Below are 18311 nucleotides of genomic sequence, written 5' to 3' on the forward strand. Positions count from 1 at the left end.
CTACTCCTGCTGCGCAAGAAAGTCGTCAATCTCCTTGCGCCACGGTACGGAAGGCTGCGCGCCAGGTCGCGTTACGGCGATAGCCGCCGCCGCATGCGCGAAACGGATAGCTTCCGCCAGCGGTTTTTCTTCCAGCAGCGCCGTAAGCAGCGCGCCGTTAAAGGTGTCGCCCGCTGCGATAGTATCGATAGCTTTTACTTTGAAACCAGGAACCCGTTGACCTTCACCGTTAACGCTTGCCCAGACGCCGCGACTGCCAAGCGTGATAATAACCGTGCTAATACCTTTAGCATGCAGCGCCGCCGCCGCTTTCGCCGCGTCGTCGTCATTTTTTACGGCGATGCCGGTCAGCTTCTCCGCTTCGGTTTCATTGGGAGTAATGATATCCACCAGCGCAAGCAGTTCATCAGAAAGCTTGCGGGCTGGCGCGGGGTTAAGAATAACGCGGGTCTGGTTCTGCTGCGCAATGCGCGCCGCCGCCAGCACGCTCTCTACCGGCGATTCCAGTTGCATTAACAAGGCGGAAGCCTGGGCGATGCGCTCATGCTGGGCTTCTACCAGCGCAGGCGTCAGCGCCGCATTGGCGCCGGCATGGATGGCAATCACGTTTTCGCCTTCGCCGTTAACGAAAATAAGCGCCACGCCAGTGGACTCGCCCTCAATGACGCTAACCGGCGCGACGTCGACCTTGTCCTGAACAAGCTGCTGACGAACCCGGGCGCCAGTATCATCGCTGCCCACGCAGGCGATAAAAGCGATATCCGCGCCGCTGCGCCCGGCCGCTACAGCCTGATTAGCGCCTTTGCCGCCAAACGCCACCTGGTAATGGCTGCCGGTTACGGTTTCTCCGGGTGAGGGGAAAGCATCAAGATTAAGGATATGGTCGGCATTAATGCTGCCGAGAACGACGAGTTTGCCCACGCTGTTCACCGTTATTTGTCTGGTTAAAGTGCGCCACATCCTGTGGCGCGTTGCCCTGCATTTCTTATGATGTCTTTATTGTTTGACGACCAGTTTCAGGTCGACCGGAATTTTAGCGTGAACTTTCTCGCCTTTAAGCACTTTATCGGCAGTTTGTACGCCGATTGCGCCAATTTGCTCCGGCAACTGCGCAATGGTTGCGCCCAGCTTGCCGTCTTCAACCGCTTTCACGCCGTCCGCTGTGCCGTCAAAGCCTACAACCAGCACATCGGATTTGCCTGCGGTTTGCAACGCACGCAGCGCGCCGAGCGCCATTTCATCGTTCTGAGCGAACACTGCCTGCACGTCCGGATGCGCGGTTAACAGGTTCTGCATCACGTTCAGGCCTTTGGTGCGGTCGAAATCGGCAGGCTGGCTTGCCAGCACGTTCAGCTTGTTAGCCGCTACGGCCTGCTGAAAACCTTCGCCACGCTCACGCGCGGCGGAGGTGCCGGCAATGCCCTGAAGCTCGATAACTTTCGCGCTCTGGCCCGCTTTTTTAGCGATATAGTCGCCTGCGATTTTGCCGCCAACCACGTTATCAGAAGCGACGTGGCTTACCACTTCGCCTTTTGCCGCCATGCGGTCCAGCGTAATGACCGGGATCTTCGCCTGGTTAGCCATCTTCACGGCGTTGCCCACCGCGTCGGAATCGGTCGGGTTGATCAGCAGCAGTTTGGTGCCGCGCACCGTCAGGTCCTGCACGTTAGCCAGCTCTTTCGCCGGGTTATTCTGGGAATCCAGCACCACGAGGTTATAGCCGAGCTTGTCAGCTTCTTTTTGCGCGCCATCTTTCAGCGAAACGAAGAACGGGTTGTTAAGGGTGGAGACAACCAGCGCGATGGTCTCCTTCGCCATCGCGTTCGCGCTAACGGTCGCGCTTAACGCAACGGCGGAAACCAGGGTAGCCAGCTTTTTCATGTTCATAGTCAGATGTCCTGTTGAGTAATGAGTTACTGCTTTTTGTTGTCTACCAGCACCGCCAGCAATATCACCACCGCTTTGACGATCATCTGGTAATAGGAAGAAACTCCTAATAAATTCAAACCATTATTCAGGAAACCAAGAATTAAAGCGCCGATCAGTGTCCCAACAATGCGACCTTTGCCGCCGGCAAGACTGGTGCCGCCCAGCACCACCGCAGCAATCGCGTCCAGCTCATACCCGGTACCCGCCGTCGGCTGCGCCGAGGAGAGACGCGCCACTTCGATAACGCCCGCCAGCGCCGCCAGCAGGCCGGACAGAGAGTAAACAATCACCTTAACTTTGTTTACGCTGATGCCGGAAAGGCGTGTCGCCGCTTCATTGCCGCCCAGCGCATAGATATAACGACCAAGGCGGGTATGGTGCAGCATGTACCAGGCAGCGATAAAGACAATCGCCATAATCCAGACTGGCGTCGGGATGCCGAGCGGGCGGCCGATGCCAAACCAACCAAACAGATCGGCGTTTTCAGTAAAGCCGGTATTTACCGGGCTGCCGTTGGTGTAAACCATCGTGACCCCGCGCAGCAGCAACATCATCACCAGCGTGGCGATAAACGCCTGCACGCGGCCTTTCGCGACAATCACGCCGGTCACTGCCCCGATTGCGGCACCGAGGGCGAGCGAGGCGGCAATCGCCACCAGCGCGTTAACCTCAATGCCGACAATCGAGGCGGCCACCGCTCCGGTCAGCGCCAGCAGGGAACCGACGGACAGATCGATCCCGGAGGTAAGAATGACCAGCGTCATCCCCACCGCCATGATGGCGTTGACGGAGGTTTGCTGCAGGATGTTGAACAGGTTGTTCAGGGTGAAGAAATTCGGGCTCAGGGTTGAGACAATCGCAATCAGCACCAGCAGGGCTATCAGTGATTTCTGGTCCATCAGCCACGCTTTGCTGAAATAGCGACGTGTCGCCACGGTCTGGGTAGTCATGTCTTTTACTCCTGAGTCACGCGATTCAGTTTGCCGACGGCTGCCGCCATCAGTACTTCCTGGGTGGCTTGCTCGCGTGTGAATTCACCGCCGAGATGCCCTTCATGCATCACCATGATGCGATCGCTCATTCCCAGCACTTCCGGCATTTCGGAGGAGACCAGGATGATGCTCAGCCCTTCGGCCTTGAACTGGTTGATGAGCTGATAAATCTCTTTTTTCGCCCCTACGTCCACGCCGCGCGTCGGCTCATCAAGAATAAGCACTTTGGGGCGCGTCATCAGACCGCGGGCAATCGCCACTTTCTGCTGATTGCCGCCGGAGAGCAGGCCAATCGCCTGATCCATCGAAGGCGTTTTTACGTTAAACAGACGGATGAAATCGCTTACCGCCTGTTGCTCGTCTTTATGCTTCAGGCTGCCGACATCGCGACTGAAATAACGCAGCGCGGTAAGCGACATGTTCTCTTTTACCGACATGCCGAGCACCAGCCCGTCGCGCTTGCGGTCTTCAGAGATATAAACGATGCCGTTCGCCAGCCCGTCCTGCGGTGAGCGAGTCACCACTTCGCGTCCGTCCAGCTCAACGCGGCCGCCTGTACGCGCCAGGGCGCCATAAAGCACTTTCATCAGTTCGGTGCGCCCGGCGCCCATCAGCCCGGCCACGCCGAGAATTTCCCCTTTCTTCAGGGTAAAGCTGACATCATGCACGCCAGGGCCGGAGAGGTTTGATACGCGCAGGCGGGTTTCGCCGGGCGCTTTATCAAGACGGGGATACTGGTCTTCGAGCTTGCGTCCCACCATCATTTCGATAAGCGTCTCTTCGGTGAGCGTGTCAACCTCGCGCTCGGCGATAAACTGGCCGTCGCGAAAAACCGTCACGTCGTCGCAAATCTCGAAAATTTCTTTCATGCGGTGGGAGATATAAACAATGCCGCGCCCTTGCGCTTTCAGTTCGCGGATCACGCGAAACAGCGACTCGGTTTCGGTGTCGGTCAGCGCATCGGTCGGTTCATCCATAATGATCACTTTAGACTCGAAGCTCAGCACTTTGGCTATCTCCACCATCTGCTGGTCGCCAATAGAGAGATCGCCCACCAGGCGGTGGCTGTTAAAGCGCAGGTTAAGCTTTTTAAGCAGCTTATCCGCTTCGGCGTGCATCGTTTTCCAGTCGATTTTGCCGAAACGGTTAACGAACTCGCGGCCGAGAAAGATGTTTTCCGCGATGGAGAGCTGCGGAATAAGGTTGAGTTCCTGATGAATAATGCCGATGCCCGCCTCCTGCGAGGATTTCGGGCCGCTGAAGGCGGTCTCTTTACCAAGCCACATCAGCGAACCCGCATCTTTGGTATAGATGCCGGTCAGCACTTTCATCATGGTGGATTTACCGGCGCCGTTTTCCCCCACCAGCGCCATTACGCGGCCCGGGTAAACGTTAAGCGCCGCGCCGGAGAGGGCTTTTACGCCGGGGAACGCTTTATCGATCCCCTTGAGTTGTAATAACGCTTCCATGACGGCCTCAGAAGGTTACGCCGGCACAGAGAATGATATTCGCATACGGGGAACACTCCCCGCTGCGAATGACCGCCTGACTGTCTGCGGTTTGTTTTTTAAACTGCTGGTGTGTGATGTAACGTACATCAATATGATTTCCCTGGTGCTGCTGCAGCTGCCTGATGTGCTCAAGCAACGTTTCGTGGAGCTGCGGATTGTGCTGCTTAATCTCCTCCGCCAGGTATGCCGCCTCGACCTGCATCTCCTTCGTGACCACTTCCACAACCTGCATGAAACCAGGAACGCCCTGCGTTAACGCAAGATCGATTCGCTCAGTCGAGCCGGGAATGGGTAAGCCTGCGTCGCACACCACAACCGTATCGGTATGACCGAGACGGGCGATGACGGAAGAGATGCCTGCGTTGAGTACGGTGCCTTTTTTCATTTTATGCTCCATTAGCGAAACGTTTCGCTGTCGGCAGTGTAGTGAAGAGCATGTTCAGAAAACAATCGCGACGTAGCGAATTTGTGATCGTTATCGAAACGTTTCGCTAACGTAAATTTGCGGGGAAGGAAAAGAAAAACGCCCCGCGTTGCAGCGAGGCGTTAAAAAGACGTTAAATTTCAACCTGAGTGCCCAGTTCGATAACCCGGTTAGGTGGGATTTCAAACTGGTCCGGCGCCCGCAGGGCGTTGCGCTGAAGCAGCAGGAACAGCTTGCCGCGCAGCCGCAGGTACCAGGGCCGGTCGCCGATAATCAGCGATTCATGCGACATAAAGAAAGAGGTTTCCATCATTCGGCAGCTTAAGCCTTCAAGCCCGCAGCGGTGGAACACTTCTTCTACGTTCGGCGTTTCGCGCCAGCCGTAGCTTGCCACCACGCGCCAGAACGTCGGCGAAAGCTGTTCAATCTGCACCCGTCGAACATTATGTACATACGGCGCGTCCTCGGTGCGCAGCGTCAGCAGGATAACCCTTTCATGCAACACCTTGTTGTGCTTCAGGTTATGCAGCAAGGCGAAAGGAATAACGTTAAGCGCGCGGGACATATACACCGCGGTGCCCGGCACGCGCACCGGCGGTGATTTCTCCAGCGAGGCGATCATCGCATCCAGCGAGTTGCCATGTTCATGCATACGGCGCAACAGGCGAAAACGCTCGCTCTTCCAGGTGGTCATGATGATAAACATCACGATGCCGAGACTCAGCGGCAGCCAGCCGCCGGAGAAGAGTTTATCCAGGTTCGCCGAGAAGAGCGGGATATCCACACACAGAAAGGCGGTGGCGATAAGCAGGACGAACAGCTTATTCCAGTTCCAGTTTTTACGCGCCACGGTGCAGGAAAGAATCGAGGTCAGCACCATGGTGCCGGTCACCGCGATGCCGTAAGCCGCAGCGAGGTTGCTCGAATGTTCGAAGCTGATAATGACAATCACCACGGCGAAATAGAGCGTCCAGTTAATCACCGGGATGTAAATCTGCCCGGACTCCATCTCAGAGGTGTGAATGATGCGCATCGGCGACAGGTAACCGAGGCGCACCGCCTGGCGGGTTAATGAGAAGACGCCGGAGATAACCGCCTGCGAAGCGATAACGGTAGCCAGCGTCGCCAGAATCAGCATAGGGATCAATGCCCAGTCCGGCGCCAGCAAAAAGAAGGGGTTCTTAATCGCTTCCGGCGTTTTCAGCAGCAGCGCGCCCTGGCCAAAATAGTTCAACACCAGCGAAGGCAACACCACGCTAAACCATGCCACGCGAATCGGCAGTTTGCCGAAGTGCCCCATATCGGCATACAGCGCTTCCACGCCGGTAATGGACAGCACCACCGCGCCCAGCGCGACAAAAGAGATCGTTTTATATTCCAGGAAGAAGTGTACCGCCCAGACCGGATTCAGCGCCTGCAACACTTCGGGGTTGCCTATAATGCCGCGCGCGCCCAGTACCGCCAGGACGAGAAACCAGGCAAGCATAATCGGCGCAAAAAGTTTGCCCACCATGCCGGTGCCATGCTTCTGAATAATAAACAGCAGCGTAAGAACGATAATGGAAAGCGGAACGATATAGGCGTCCAGCGAGGGCGCGGCTATCTCCAGGCCTTCTATCGCCGACATCACCGAAATAGCCGGGGTGATAACCACCTCGCCATAAAAGAAGCTGCCGCCAATTAACCCCAGGATGACCAGTACCGACGTCATGCGCGCCGACGTGTTGCGGCCCGCCAGCGACATAAGCGTCAGGATCCCCCCTTCGCCGGCGTTGTCCGCCCGCATAACAAAGGTGAGGTATTTAATGGAGACAACAAAAACCAACAGCCAGAAAATAAGAGAAAGAAAACCGAAAACGGCATCCCGTTCAACGCCAAACCCGAACTGTCCTGACAGACACTCTCTTAGGGTATAAAGCGGGCTGGTGCCGATATCACCGTAAACCACCCCGATTGCGGCCAGCGTTATGGCAGGCAGCGATTGCTTATTGTCAGTGCTCATAGACTAATCTTTCGTTGGGAGAAATGGGTGTGCTTAGTCCCTTGGCCCACAAAAAGCGCACAGTATGCACGATTCACCAAAAAATCGTACCCCTAAATGGCCATGCCTTTATCTACGTCAACCGGAATTAACCGAAGCATCAATCTATTATTAGCGAATAAGCGGAACGTTTATACTCGCCCTTTCATCGGATGGCAGCGTCTGGATCAGAGTAACTATTATGGCTCAAACACATCTTCTGGCAGAAAGAATTTCGCGGCTCAGCGCAGCGCTGGAAAAAGGGCTCTTTGAACGCAGCCACGCAATTCGTCTTTGCCTGCTGGCGGCGCTTAGCGGCGAAAGCGTATTCCTGCTCGGCCCGCCCGGCATCGCCAAAAGCCTGATAGCCCGCCGCCTGAAATTCGCTTTTGAGCATGCCCGCGCGTTTGAGTATTTAATGACCCGCTTTTCGACGCCGGAGGAGGTCTTCGGGCCGCTCTCCATTCAGGCGCTGAAAGATGAAGGACGCTACGAGCGCCTGACGCAGGGCTATCTTCCCGAGGCGGAAATTGTTTTTCTTGATGAGATCTGGAAAGCGGGTCCGGCCATTCTTAACACGCTGCTGACCGCCATCAACGAACGGCGTTTTCGCAACGGCGCGCGGGAAGAGAAAATCCCGATGCGCCTGTTGGTTACCGCCTCCAACGAACTGCCGGAAGCCGACAGCAGCCTGGAGGCGCTTTACGACCGTATGCTGATTCGCCTGTGGCTCGATAAAGTGCATGAGAAGAATAACTTCCGCGCTATGCTGATTAGCCAGCAGGATGAAAATGAAAACCCGGTGCCGAAAGGGCTTCAGGTTACCGACGAAGAGTATGAACGCTGGCAGCAGGAGATAGGGAAAGTCGCGCTGCCTGATAACGTCTTTGAACTCGTCTTCCTTTTACGCCAGCAGCTGGAAAATCTGCCGCAGGCGCCGTATGTCTCCGACCGCCGCTGGAAAAAAGCGATACGTCTGCTGCAGGCGAGCGCCTTTTTCAGCGGTCGCGAGGCGGTGGCTCCCATCGATATTATTCTGCTGAAAGATTGTCTGTGGCACGACGCCAGCGCCATGACCCTGATGCAGCAGCAAATTGAAGCGCTGATGACCGGCCACGCCTGGCAGCAGCACGCCATGCTGACTAAACTCGGCGCAATTGAACAGCGCCGTCTGCAGCTTCAACAGCAGCAGAGCGACCAACAGGCGCTGACGGTGATAAAACAGGGCAGCATGTTCAGCCGCCGACCGCATTATCAGTTGCCGGAGGGCGTACAGGGCGAAACCCTTACCTTGCTGCTGCAAAAACCGCTACGGCTGCACGATATGGATGTTATTCATATCACTCTGGCGCGCGAAACGCTGGACGCCTGGCTGCAAAAGGGCGGCGAGATCCGCGGCAAGCTTAACGGCATTGGTTTTGCTCAGCCGCTTAACCTGGAAGTGGACAATCGCCAGCACCTTATCATTCGTGACGTAAGCCTGCAGGGCACCGCGCTGGCGCTGCCGGGCGCGCAGGAACAGAGCGTGCCGGAAGAGGTTAAGCAACAGCTCGACGCGCTCGATAACGAATGGCACCAGCAGCACAACCGCTTTAGCGAACAGCAAAAGTGCCTCTTTATTCACAGCGACTGGCTTGGTCGGATTGAAGCGAGCCTGCAGGACGTGGGCGCTCAGATCAAACAGGCGCGCCAATGCTGACGCTTGATACGCTCAACGTGATGCTGGCGGTGAGCGAAGGGGAGATGATAGAGGAGTTGATCCTCACCCTGCTGGCCTCGCCGCAACTCGCCATTTTTTTTGAAAAGTTTCCCCGTCTGAAGCATGCCCTTACTCAGGATATCCCACGCTGGCGGGAGCAGCTTAAAGCGCGGCTGCGAGAAGCGCATGTGCCGCCTGAGCTGGCGCAGGAGGTGGTTTGTTATCAGCAAAGCCAGTTGCTCTCCACCACGCAGTTTATTGTCCAACTGCCGCAGACGCTTCGCCAGCTCAACGCGGTTAACTCCCCTTTCGCCGCGCAAGCCGCGCAGCTGGTGGCTGAAAACACCACCTTCACGCCAGCGCTGCATACGCTTTTCCTCCAGCGCTGGCGTTTGAGTCTGGTGGTGCAGGCCACCACGCTGAATCAGCAATTGCTTGAAAACGAAAGGGAACAGCTGCTGACTGAGATGCAGGAACGTCTCACCCTGAGCGGGCAGCTTGCGCCGGTGCTAACGGAAAATGACGCTTCCGCCGGCAGGTTGTGGGATATGAGCGCCGGCAAGCTCAAGCGCGGCGACTATCAACTTATCGTCAACTATGGCGAATTCCTGACGCAGCAGCCGGAGCTTCTTCATCTGGCAGAGCAGCTTGGCCGCTCACGGGAAGCCAAATCGGTGCCGAAGAACGATGCGCCGCTGGAGACGTTCCGCACGCTGGTCCGCGAACCGGCGACCGTCCCGGAACAGGTGGAAGGCTTACAGCACAGCGACGATATTCTTCGCCTGCTGCCGCCGGAGCTGGCAACGCTCGGGCTGACGGAACTGGAGTTTGACTTCTATCGCAGACTGGCAGAGAAGCAATTGCTTACTTACCGATTACAGGGCGATGCCTGGCGGGAGAAAGTAATGCAGCGTCCCGTCACCCATAAGGATGTTGAGGAGCAGCCGCGCGGCCCGTTTATCGTCTGCGTGGACACCTCCGGCTCCATGGGCGGCTTTAACGAACAGTGCGCTAAGGCGTTTTGCCTGGCGCTGATGCGCATCGCGCTCGCTGATAACCGGCGCTGTTTTATTATGCTGTTTTCCAGCGAAGTGGTGCGCTATGAGCTGGCGGGACGCGACGGCATTGAGCAGGCGATCCGCTTCTTAAGCCAGCGTTTTCGCGGCGGTACTGATCTTGCGAGCTGCTTTCGCGCCATTATTGAGAAGATGCACGGCGGCGAATGGCGTGATGCCGACGCGGTAGTCATTTCAGACTTTATCGCCCAGCGGTTGCCGGATGAAGTGGTGAATAAAGTAAAAGCGCTGCAGCGGATAAACCAGCACCGGTTTCATGCCGTGGCGATGTCGGCGCATGGCAAACCCGGCATCATGCGCATCTTCGACCATATCTGGCGCTTTGATACCGGGTTGCGCAGCCGCCTGCTTCGGCGCTGGCGGCGTTAAACTTTACAGCAGACCGCTGACGCTTTCCTGCACCTGGGCAGGCCATACGCCGCACTGCACCTGACCGATATGCGGCAACTGCAACAGCAGCATGGTCAGGCGAGACTGGCCAATACCGCCGCCGATAGTCTGCGGCATTTCGCCTTTCAGCAGGGCCTGATGCCATTCCAGCGCCAGTCTGTCTTCATCGCCGGTCAACGCCAGCTGACGTTTCAGGGCTTCGGCGTCTACGCGGATCCCCATAGAAGAGATTTCGAAAGCGTCTTCCAGCACCGGGTTCCAGACCAGAATATCGCCGTTCAGCCCGGCGAAACCGCCTTCGCATGGGGTCGTCCAGTCATCATAATCGGGCGCACGCACGTCGTGGCGTTTGCCGTCGCCCAACTTGCCGCCAATACCGATAAGAAAGACGGCGCCCAGCTCTTTGGTAATGGCGCGCTCGCGTCCCTTGGCATCCAGTTCCGGGAAACGGCTTTGCAGCGTTTCGCTGTGTACGAAGTGGATCTGCTCCGGTAGGGCGGCCTTCAGGCCAAATTGCTCGCTCACTGCCGCTTCGGTGGCTTTAATCGCCGCCCAGATCGTTTCGACCGTCTGCTTCAGGGTGCCGAGATGGCGTTCGCCGTCACCCATTACGCGCTCCCAGTCCCATTGATCCACATAGACTGAGTGCACGGGCGACAGCCGGTCTTCATCCGGGCGCAACGCCTTCATATGCGTATAAAGCCCTTCACCTGCGCTGAAGTCATGTTGCCCTAACGTCTTGCGCTTCCATTTCGCCAGCGAATGCACCACTTCAAACTGCGCCTGCGGCAGCGTCTTCACTTTTACCTGCACCGCTTTCTCGCTGCCGGATAAGTTATCCTGCGTGCCATCCCCGAGGCGGCTCAGGATCGGCGCCTGGACTTCAATCAGGCCTAGCTTTTCTTCGAGCTGGCGAGAGAAATGGGATTTTACGAAGCTGATCTGGCGTTGTTTGGCGATATAAGCGGTTTTCATTTTTTTGCGGCTCCTGTGCGTCCAATGCCAATGATTAAGCAACAGAAAACGGCTACTATTCAATAATCAATAATAAAAAAGCCGTTCAGGTTTTCGTTTCGCTAAAATGAATGGCTTAAAAATCGGGATTCTCTATTAGTCATAGGAAAAAGTGATGGAAAATTATCAGATCGATAATCTGGACCGCGGCATTCTCGACGCTTTAATGGCAAACGCCCGCACCGCCTATGCGGAACTGGCCAAACAATTCGGCGTAAGCCCCGGCACAATCCACGTACGGGTTGAGAAGATGAAGCAGGCAGGCATTATTACTGGCGCGCGAATAGACGTAAGCCCGAAACAGCTTGGCTATGACGTTTGTTGCTTTATCGGCATTATTCTCAAGAGCGCGAAAGATTACCCGGCGGCGCTGGCGAAGCTGGAAAGCCTGGAGGAAGTCACGGAGGCTTATTACACTACCGGGCACTACAGTATCTTTATTAAGGTAATGTGCCGCTCCATTGACGCGCTGCAGCAGGTACTTATCAACAAGATCCAGACAATTGATGAAATTCAATCCACGGAGACGCTGATCTCCTTACAAAACCCCATCATGCGCACTATCCGGCCATAGGCCTCTTTTTTGATACCCATATTATCCACAGGTAGATCCCAGCCCGCTCACAGCGTACAATGCAAATCGTTTTACTAAAGGCGGGACACCATGGCAGACATTACCCTGATCAGCGGCAGCACCCTGGGCGGCGCGGAATACGTGGCCGAGCATCTGGCGGAAAAGCTGGAAGAGGCCAACTTTTCTACAGAAACCTTCCACGGACCACTGCTGGATGATCTAAATAAAGAAGGCGTCTGGCTGGTGGTGAGTTCGACTCATGGCGCAGGGGATCTGCCGGATAACCTTCAGCCGCTTTATGACGAGCTGAACGAGCAGCGCCCCGATCTGAGCGGTCTACGCTACGGCGCTATTGGCATCGGCAGCCGGGAGTATGACACCTTCTGCGGCGCCATTGAGAAAATGGACGAACTGCTTACCGCCTGTGGAGCAAAACGCGTCGGCGATCTGCTGAAAATCAACATTCTCGATCACGACATTCCGGAAGATCCGGCCGAAATCTGGCTGGGATCCTGGAAAAATTTACTCTGATTACGACAAAGATCGAATTTTTTCTGTGGATAAACCTGCTGAAAAGCTTGGATCAAGCCGTAGTTATCCAAAGTATAACCCTTGTTTACTTTTTGAGTTGTGTATAACCCTCGTTTCTGATCCCAGCTTATACGGTGTGGGATCACCGATCATTCACAGCAAGCGATCCTGGATAACGCGTTGATCCTGAAAGGGGCTTTACGGTTATCCACAGGACAGGTCGATCTTAATAAGAGATCACAGTAAAAAAGATCCCTATATAAAAGATCTTCTTTTTAATACCAACGATCCCGATGCTTTCTCGATACGCTAAAGTTGAGTAGAATCCACGGCCCGGGACTTCCCATCCTCATTCGCAACACCGCGAGGTTACACCACCATGTTTTATCCGGATCCTTTTGACGTCATCATCATTGGCGGGGGTCATGCAGGTACCGAGGCCGCGATGGCCGCTGCACGTATGGGTCAACAGACCCTACTACTGACACACAATATCGACACGCTGGGACAGATGTCCTGCAACCCGGCGATCGGCGGTATTGGTAAAGGACATCTGGTTAAGGAAGTGGACGCCCTCGGCGGGTTAATGGCGAAAGCGATCGATCGGGGCGGTATTCAGTTTAGGATACTAAACGCAAGCAAAGGGCCGGCGGTTCGTGCCACTCGCGCTCAGGCAGACCGCGTGCTTTATAAGCAGGCGGTGCGCACTGCGCTTGAAAACCAGCCCAACCTGATGATCTTCCAGCAGGCGGTAGACGACCTGATCGTGGAAAACGATCGCGTTGTCGGCGCGGTTACGCAGATGGGCCTGAAGTTCCGCGCTAAAGCAGTCGTGCTGACGGTCGGCACTTTCCTCGACGGCAAAATTCATATTGGTCTTGATAATTACAGCGGCGGCCGCGCAGGCGACCCGCCGTCCATTCCGCTGGCCCGCCGCCTGCGTGAACTGCCGCTGCGCGTAAACCGCCTTAAAACCGGTACGCCGCCGCGCATTGACGCCCGCACCATTGATTTTAGCGAGCTGGCGCAGCAGCACGGCGATAACCCGATGCCGGTGTTCTCGTTCATGGGGTCTGTTTCCCAGCATCCGGCGCAGGTGCCATGCTACATCACGCACACGAACGAAAAAACGCACGACGTGATCCGCAATAACCTCGACCGCAGCCCAATGTATGCCGGGATCATTGAGGGGATCGGCCCGCGTTATTGTCCTTCTATCGAAGACAAAGTAATGCGCTTCGCCGATCGCAACGCGCACCAGATTTTCCTCGAGCCGGAAGGGCTGACCAGTAACGAAATTTACCCGAACGGCATCTCCACCAGCCTGCCGTTTGACGTACAAATGCAGATTGTCCGCTCCATGAAGGGAATGGAAAACGCGCGCATCGTTCGCCCGGGCTACGCTATCGAATATGATTTCTTCGACCCGCGCGATTTAAAACCTACGCTTGAAAGCAAATACATTCAGGGGCTGTTCTTCGCCGGGCAGATTAACGGCACGACGGGCTATGAAGAAGCCGCCGCGCAGGGTCTGCTGGCAGGGCTGAACGCTGGCCGCTACTCTGCGGAAAAAGAGGGCTGGGCGCCGCGTCGCGATCAGGCTTACCTTGGGGTGCTGGTGGACGATCTCTGCACCCTCGGCACCAAAGAGCCGTACCGCATGTTTACCTCCCGCGCAGAATATCGCCTGATGCTGCGTGAAGATAACGCCGACCTGCGTCTGACCACTATTGGCCGCGAACTGGGACTGGTGGATGACGAACGCTGGGCGCGCTTCAACGAGAAGCTGGAGAACATTGAACGCGAGCGCCAGCGCCTGAAAGAGACCTGGGTACACCCGAACGCAGAAAATGTAGCCGAAGTGAATGCTCACTTAACGGCGCCGCTCTCCCGTGAAGCGAGCGGCGAAGATTTATTGCGTCGCCCGGAAATGACTTACGCGCAGCTGGTGAAACTGGAAAACTTCGGCCCCGGTCTGGCTGATGCAGAGGCGGCCGAACAGGTCGAGATCCAGGTCAAGTACGAAGGGTATATCGCTCGCCAGCAGGACGAGATTGAAAAGCAGCAGCGTAATGAGAACACGTTACTGCCGGCAACCCTCGACTACCGCCAGGTGAACGGCCTTTCCAATGAGGTTATCGCCAAGCTAAACGACCATAAGCCAGCGTCTATCGGTCAGGCGTCCCGCATCTCCGGGATCACCCCTGCCGCCATCTCCATTCTGCTGGTCTGGCTGAAAAAACAAGGGCTGCTGCGCCGCAGCGCCTGAGCATGTTAAACATGGGCCAGCGCCAGGCTGGCCCTTTTTTTGGGATACCGTTGTGCTCAATTCACTCAATCGTCTGCTGGATGCGGCGACCATTTCGCTGCCCGATCGCCAGAAAGAACAGCTGCTGGCCTATGTCGATATGCTGAACAAATGGAATAAGGCCTATAACCTGACTTCCGTTCGCGACCCGCAGGAGATGCTGGTGCGCCATATCCTCGACAGCATTGTCGTGGCGCCTTACCTGAAAGGCTCTCGCTTTATCGATGTCGGCACGGGACCAGGGCTACCGGGCATACCCCTGGCGATAGTGATGCCGCAGGCGCATTTCACGCTGCTGGATAGCCTCGGCAAGCGCGTTCGCTTTTTAAAACAGGTGCAGCATGAGCTGAAGCTGGAAAATATCACGCCGGTACAAAGCCGCGTCGAGGCGTTTCCCGCCGAGCCGCCGTTTGACGGCGTTATCAGCCGCGCCTTCGCTTCGTTATCGGATATGGTGAGCTGGTGCCATCACCTGCCGGCAGGGGAGGGGCGTTTTTACGCCCTGAAAGGACTTCGCCCCGATGATGAAATCGCTTCGTTACCTGCAGGCTTCAGCGTTGAGGAAATTGTGCCGCTGAAGGTGCCTTCCCTTGAAGGCGAACGTCATCTGGTTACGATTAAACCAAACAAAATTTAATTTTTATCAAAAAAAGTGGAAATAGGGATGTTTCCATTTTGTTAAGTGGGGCTTTAAAAATAAGCAATTACTCCGTTGCGAATTTACCCTTTATTTACTGTGGGTTTTCTGTTTCTTAACGGCGCACGTTTTGTATGCCAATTTAAATAATCAACAGTGAAAATATCAGCCTGCTAAAAGTGTGCGTCAGCAAAGTTTTAAATGTTAAATTTTTGTCGCGGATGTCAATAAAAGGTTTTTATCATGTTTTTCGCTGTTTTGAAAAATAGCGAATTTAAAGCGTTTATATTTCAGTGGGATGGGTGGCTTACATTCTTAAATGAAATAAATTTTCTGTAAGCGCAAATGTTAATAATGTGATCCAAAGCACGCTTTAATTGCCGTTATTACGCGCATTACGCCGATTTCGCTTCTCACGCTGGCGTTTCATAAAAAAGTGAGAAAATCGCTATGCCGAAAATTATTTAAACATTTATTCACCTTTTAGCTACTTATTGTTTGAAATCACGAGGCCGCCCCGTATAATTTGAGCGCTTTTTGAAGCTTGACTCTAAGCCGCAAAGACAGTTTTATACGACACGCGACATACCTCAAAGGGAGCAGGAGTGGAATCGTTATGCCGGTGTCGCTTTTGAGTAGAAACGTTGCTCGCAAGCTTCTGTTCATTCAACTGCTGGCGGCAATAGCAATTGGATTGCTGTTTTGCCTCAAAGACCCCTTCTGGGGCGCTTCCGCAGTAAGCGGAGGCCTGGCAGTCTTGCTGCCGAATGTGTTTTTTATGATTTTTGCCTGGCGCCATCAGGCGCATACACCCGCTCAAGGCCGCGTGGCCTGGACATTCGCTCTCGGCGAGGCGATTAAGGTGGTTGCGACCTTTACTCTGCTGGTGGTGGCGCTGGCGGTATTCAAAGCGGAATTTGTACCGCTCATAGTGACGTGGGTTTCGGTGCTGGTGGTTCAGATACTGGCACCAGCTGTAATCAACAACAAAGGGTAAGAGGCATCATGTCTGCAGGAGAAATCTCGACGCCGCAGGAGTATATAGGTCACCATCTGAATAACCTTCAGATTGACCTGCGTACCTTCTCGCTGGTGGATCCGCATAACCCCCCGGCCACCTTCTGGACGCTCAACATCGACTCCATGTTCTTCTCGGTGGTGCTGGGTCTGTTGTTTCTGGTGCTGTTCCGTAAAGTTGCTAAAAACGCGACCAGCGGCGTACCGGGTAAATTCCAGACGGCGGTAGAGCTGGTCATCGGCTTTGTCCATGGTAGCGTGAAAGACATGTACCACGGTAAAAGCAAGCTGATTGCCCCGCTGGCCCTGACGATTTTCGTCTGGGTATTCCTGATGAACCTGATGGATTTACTGCCAATCGACCTGCTGCCGTATATCGGCGAGCATGTGTTCGGCTTGCCTGCGCTGCGCGTGGTGCCGTCTGCGGACGTGAACATCACCCTGTCCATGGCGCTTGGCGTGTTTATTCTCATTCTGTTCTACAGCATCAAAATGAAAGGCATCGGCGGCTTCACGAAAGAGTTGACGCTTCAGCCGTTCAATCACTGGGCGTTCATTCCAATCAACCTGATTCTGGAAGGCGTGAGCCTGCTGTCTAAGCCGGTTTCTCTCGGTCTGCGACTGTTCGGCAACATGTATGCCGGTGAGCTGATTTTCATTCTGATTGCTGGTCTGCTGCCGTGGTGGTCGCAATGGGTGTTGAACGTGCCCTGGGCTATTTTCCACATCCTGATCATTACGCTGCAAGCCTTCATTTTCATGGTTCTGACGATCGTCTATCTGTCGATGGCGTCTGAAGAGCATTGATTTTTTTACTCAACACTACTGCGTTTTAACTGAAACAAACTGGAGACTGTCATGGAAAACCTGAATATGGATCTGCTGTACATGGCTGCCGCTGTGATGATGGGTCTGGCGGCAATCGGTGCTGCGATCGGTATCGGCATCCTCGGGGGCAAATTCCTGGAAGGCGCTGCGCGCCAGCCTGATCTGATTCCTCTGCTGCGTACTCAGTTCTTTATCGTAATGGGTCTGGTGGATGCTATCCCGATGATCGCTGTGGGTCTGGGTCTGTACGTGATGTTCGCTGTCGCGTAGTAAACGAAGTTGTCTGGAATTAACGGGCAATATCAGAACATTAACCAGATAAGAGGCATTGTGCTGTGAATCTTAACGCAACAATCCTCGGCCAGGCCATCGCGTTTGTCCTGTTCGTTCTGTTCTGCATGAAGTATGTATGGCCGCCTTTAATGGCTGCCATTGAAAAGCGTCAAAAAGAGATTGCTGACGGCCTTGCTTCTGCTGAACGAGCTAAAAAGGATTTGGACCTTGCACAGGCCAACGCGACCGACCAGCTGAAAAAAGCGAAGGCGGAAGCTCAGGTAATCATCGAGCAGGCGAACAAACGCCGCGCGCAGATCCTGGACGAAGCCAAAGCTGAAGCAGAGCAGGAACGTAACAAAATCGTCGCGCAAGCGCAGGCGGAAATCGAAGCCGAACGCAAACGCGCACGCGAAGAGCTGCGTAAGCAAGTCGCTACGCTGGCTGTTGCTGGCGCCGAGAAGATCATCGAACGTTCCGTGGATGAAGCTGCTAACAGCGACATCGTGGATAAACTTGTCGCTGAACTGTAAGGAGGGAGGGGCTGATGTCTGAATTTGTAACGGTAGCTCGCCCCTACGCCAAAGCAGCTTTTGACTTTGCCGTCGAACACCAAAGCCTCGACCGCTGGCAGAACATGCTGGCGTTTGCCGCTGAGGTGGCTAAAAACGAACAAATGGCAGAGCTTCTCTCCGGCGCGTTGGCGCCGGAAACGCTCTCTGAGTCGTTTATCGCAATTTGCGGTGACCAGCTGGACGAAAATGGCCAGAACCTGATTCGGGTGATGGCGGAAAACGGTCGTCTGAAGGTCCTTCCTGATGTTCTTGAGCAGTTCATGCAACTGCGCGCAGCCCTTGAGGCTACTGTTGAGGTGGATGTCACCTCGGCCAGCGCGTTAAGCGAAGAACAGCTCGCGAAAATCAGCGCCGCGATGGAAAAACGTCTGTCACGCAAAGTGAAGCTGAATTGCAAAATCGATAAGTCTGTAATGGCAGGCGTCATCATCCGTGCGGGTGATATGGTCATTGATGGCAGCGTTCGCGGCCGTCTTGAGCGCCTTGCAGACGTCTTGCAGTCTTAAGGGGACT

Annotated in this window: 18 protein-coding genes; 11 read left to right on the forward strand and 7 right to left on the reverse strand. The window is 55.0% G+C overall.

The features are described from left to right. The 6 genes from rbsK to kup form a co-directional block, all read right to left on the reverse strand. Positions 1-960 (reverse strand): ribokinase, encoded by a 960-nt coding sequence (gene rbsK, locus ACU4F7_RS21825; RefSeq protein WP_481637762.1) that lies wholly within the window; start codon positions 958-960, stop codon positions 1-3. Positions 961-996: 36 nt separating this feature from the next. Continuing rightward, positions 997-1887 (reverse strand): ribose ABC transporter substrate-binding protein RbsB, encoded by an 891-nt coding sequence (gene rbsB, locus ACU4F7_RS21830; RefSeq protein ID WP_024553605.1) that lies wholly within the window; start codon positions 1885-1887, stop codon positions 997-999. Between the two features lie 26 nt (positions 1888-1913). After that, positions 1914-2879: a ribose ABC transporter permease gene (gene rbsC, locus ACU4F7_RS21835; protein WP_024556871.1), complete on the reverse strand. Its 966-nt coding sequence runs from the start codon at positions 2877-2879 to the stop codon at positions 1914-1916. A 5-nt stretch (positions 2880-2884) separates the two neighbouring features. Next, positions 2885-4390 (reverse strand): ribose ABC transporter ATP-binding protein RbsA, encoded by a 1506-nt coding sequence (gene rbsA / locus ACU4F7_RS21840; RefSeq protein ID WP_029590015.1) that lies wholly within the window; start codon positions 4388-4390, stop codon positions 2885-2887. A gap of 7 nt (positions 4391-4397) precedes the next feature. Further along, entirely contained in the window at positions 4398-4817 is a 420-nt protein-coding gene (gene rbsD, locus ACU4F7_RS21845; RefSeq protein ID WP_029590016.1) for a D-ribose pyranase, read from the reverse strand. A 172-nt stretch (positions 4818-4989) separates the two neighbouring features. Beyond that, positions 4990-6858 carry a low affinity potassium transporter Kup gene (kup, locus tag ACU4F7_RS21850; RefSeq protein ID WP_024556868.1) on the reverse strand — a complete coding sequence of 623 codons (1869 nt, stop codon included), beginning with the start codon at positions 6856-6858 and terminating at the stop codon, positions 4990-4992. A gap of 220 nt (positions 6859-7078) precedes the next feature. On the opposite strand from kup, the gene ravA reads away from it, so the two are divergent. Next, the gene (gene ravA / locus ACU4F7_RS21855; protein ID WP_481637763.1) at positions 7079-8575 is read left to right on the forward strand and encodes an ATPase RavA; all 1497 of its coding nucleotides are present in this window, start codon (positions 7079-7081) and stop codon (positions 8573-8575) included. Beyond that, positions 8569-10020 carry an ATPase RavA stimulator ViaA gene (viaA, locus tag ACU4F7_RS21860; protein WP_481637764.1) on the forward strand — a complete coding sequence of 484 codons (1452 nt, stop codon included), beginning with the start codon at positions 8569-8571 and terminating at the stop codon, positions 10018-10020. Before ravA ends, viaA begins: the two co-directional genes overlap by 7 nt. Before the next feature lie 3 nt (positions 10021-10023). Here the strand turns inward: viaA and asnA are convergent, their stop codons facing one another. Beyond that, the gene (gene asnA / locus ACU4F7_RS21865) at positions 10024-11016 is read right to left on the reverse strand and encodes an aspartate--ammonia ligase (protein ID WP_024556865.1); all 993 of its coding nucleotides are present in this window, start codon (positions 11014-11016) and stop codon (positions 10024-10026) included. 154 nt (positions 11017-11170) lie between these two features. Here asnA and asnC point away from each other — a divergent pair, with 154 nt between their 5' ends. The 9 genes from asnC to atpH all read left to right on the forward strand — a co-directional run bounded on the left by asnC (position 11171) and on the right by atpH (position 18304). Beyond that, a complete protein-coding gene (gene asnC / locus ACU4F7_RS21870) occupies positions 11171-11629 on the forward strand; it encodes a transcriptional regulator AsnC (protein WP_024556864.1) in 459 nt (152 codons plus the stop codon). Positions 11630-11719: 90 nt separating this feature from the next. Next, the gene (gene mioC / locus ACU4F7_RS21875) at positions 11720-12160 is read left to right on the forward strand and encodes an FMN-binding protein MioC (protein ID WP_029590019.1); all 441 of its coding nucleotides are present in this window, start codon (positions 11720-11722) and stop codon (positions 12158-12160) included. A gap of 379 nt (positions 12161-12539) precedes the next feature. Then, complete coding sequence (mnmG, locus tag ACU4F7_RS21880) at positions 12540-14429, forward strand: tRNA uridine-5-carboxymethylaminomethyl(34) synthesis enzyme MnmG (RefSeq protein WP_481637765.1); 1890 nt, start codon at positions 12540-12542, stop codon at positions 14427-14429. Between the two features lie 52 nt (positions 14430-14481). Next, positions 14482-15105, forward strand: coding sequence for a 16S rRNA (guanine(527)-N(7))-methyltransferase RsmG (rsmG, locus tag ACU4F7_RS21885; RefSeq protein WP_029590021.1), 624 nt, complete (start codon positions 14482-14484; stop codon positions 15103-15105). Between the two features lie 616 nt (positions 15106-15721). Further along, positions 15722-16102 carry a F0F1 ATP synthase subunit I gene (gene atpI, locus ACU4F7_RS21890; protein WP_024556860.1) on the forward strand — a complete coding sequence of 127 codons (381 nt, stop codon included), beginning with the start codon at positions 15722-15724 and terminating at the stop codon, positions 16100-16102. Between the two features lie 8 nt (positions 16103-16110). After that, positions 16111-16929 carry a F0F1 ATP synthase subunit A gene (atpB, locus tag ACU4F7_RS21895; protein ID WP_024556859.1) on the forward strand — a complete coding sequence of 273 codons (819 nt, stop codon included), beginning with the start codon at positions 16111-16113 and terminating at the stop codon, positions 16927-16929. Positions 16930-16980: 51 nt separating this feature from the next. After that, positions 16981-17220, forward strand: a complete 240-nt coding sequence (atpE, locus tag ACU4F7_RS21900) for a F0F1 ATP synthase subunit C (protein WP_000429386.1) — start codon at positions 16981-16983, stop codon at positions 17218-17220. A gap of 65 nt (positions 17221-17285) precedes the next feature. Beyond that, positions 17286-17756, forward strand: a complete 471-nt coding sequence (gene atpF / locus ACU4F7_RS21905; RefSeq protein WP_024555015.1) for a F0F1 ATP synthase subunit B — start codon at positions 17286-17288, stop codon at positions 17754-17756. 14 nt (positions 17757-17770) lie between these two features. After that, the gene (gene atpH / locus ACU4F7_RS21910; RefSeq protein ID WP_029590022.1) at positions 17771-18304 is read left to right on the forward strand and encodes a F0F1 ATP synthase subunit delta; all 534 of its coding nucleotides are present in this window, start codon (positions 17771-17773) and stop codon (positions 18302-18304) included. Positions 18305-18311 lie beyond the last annotated feature (7 nt).

Source organism: Franconibacter pulveris, assembly GCF_056780215.1.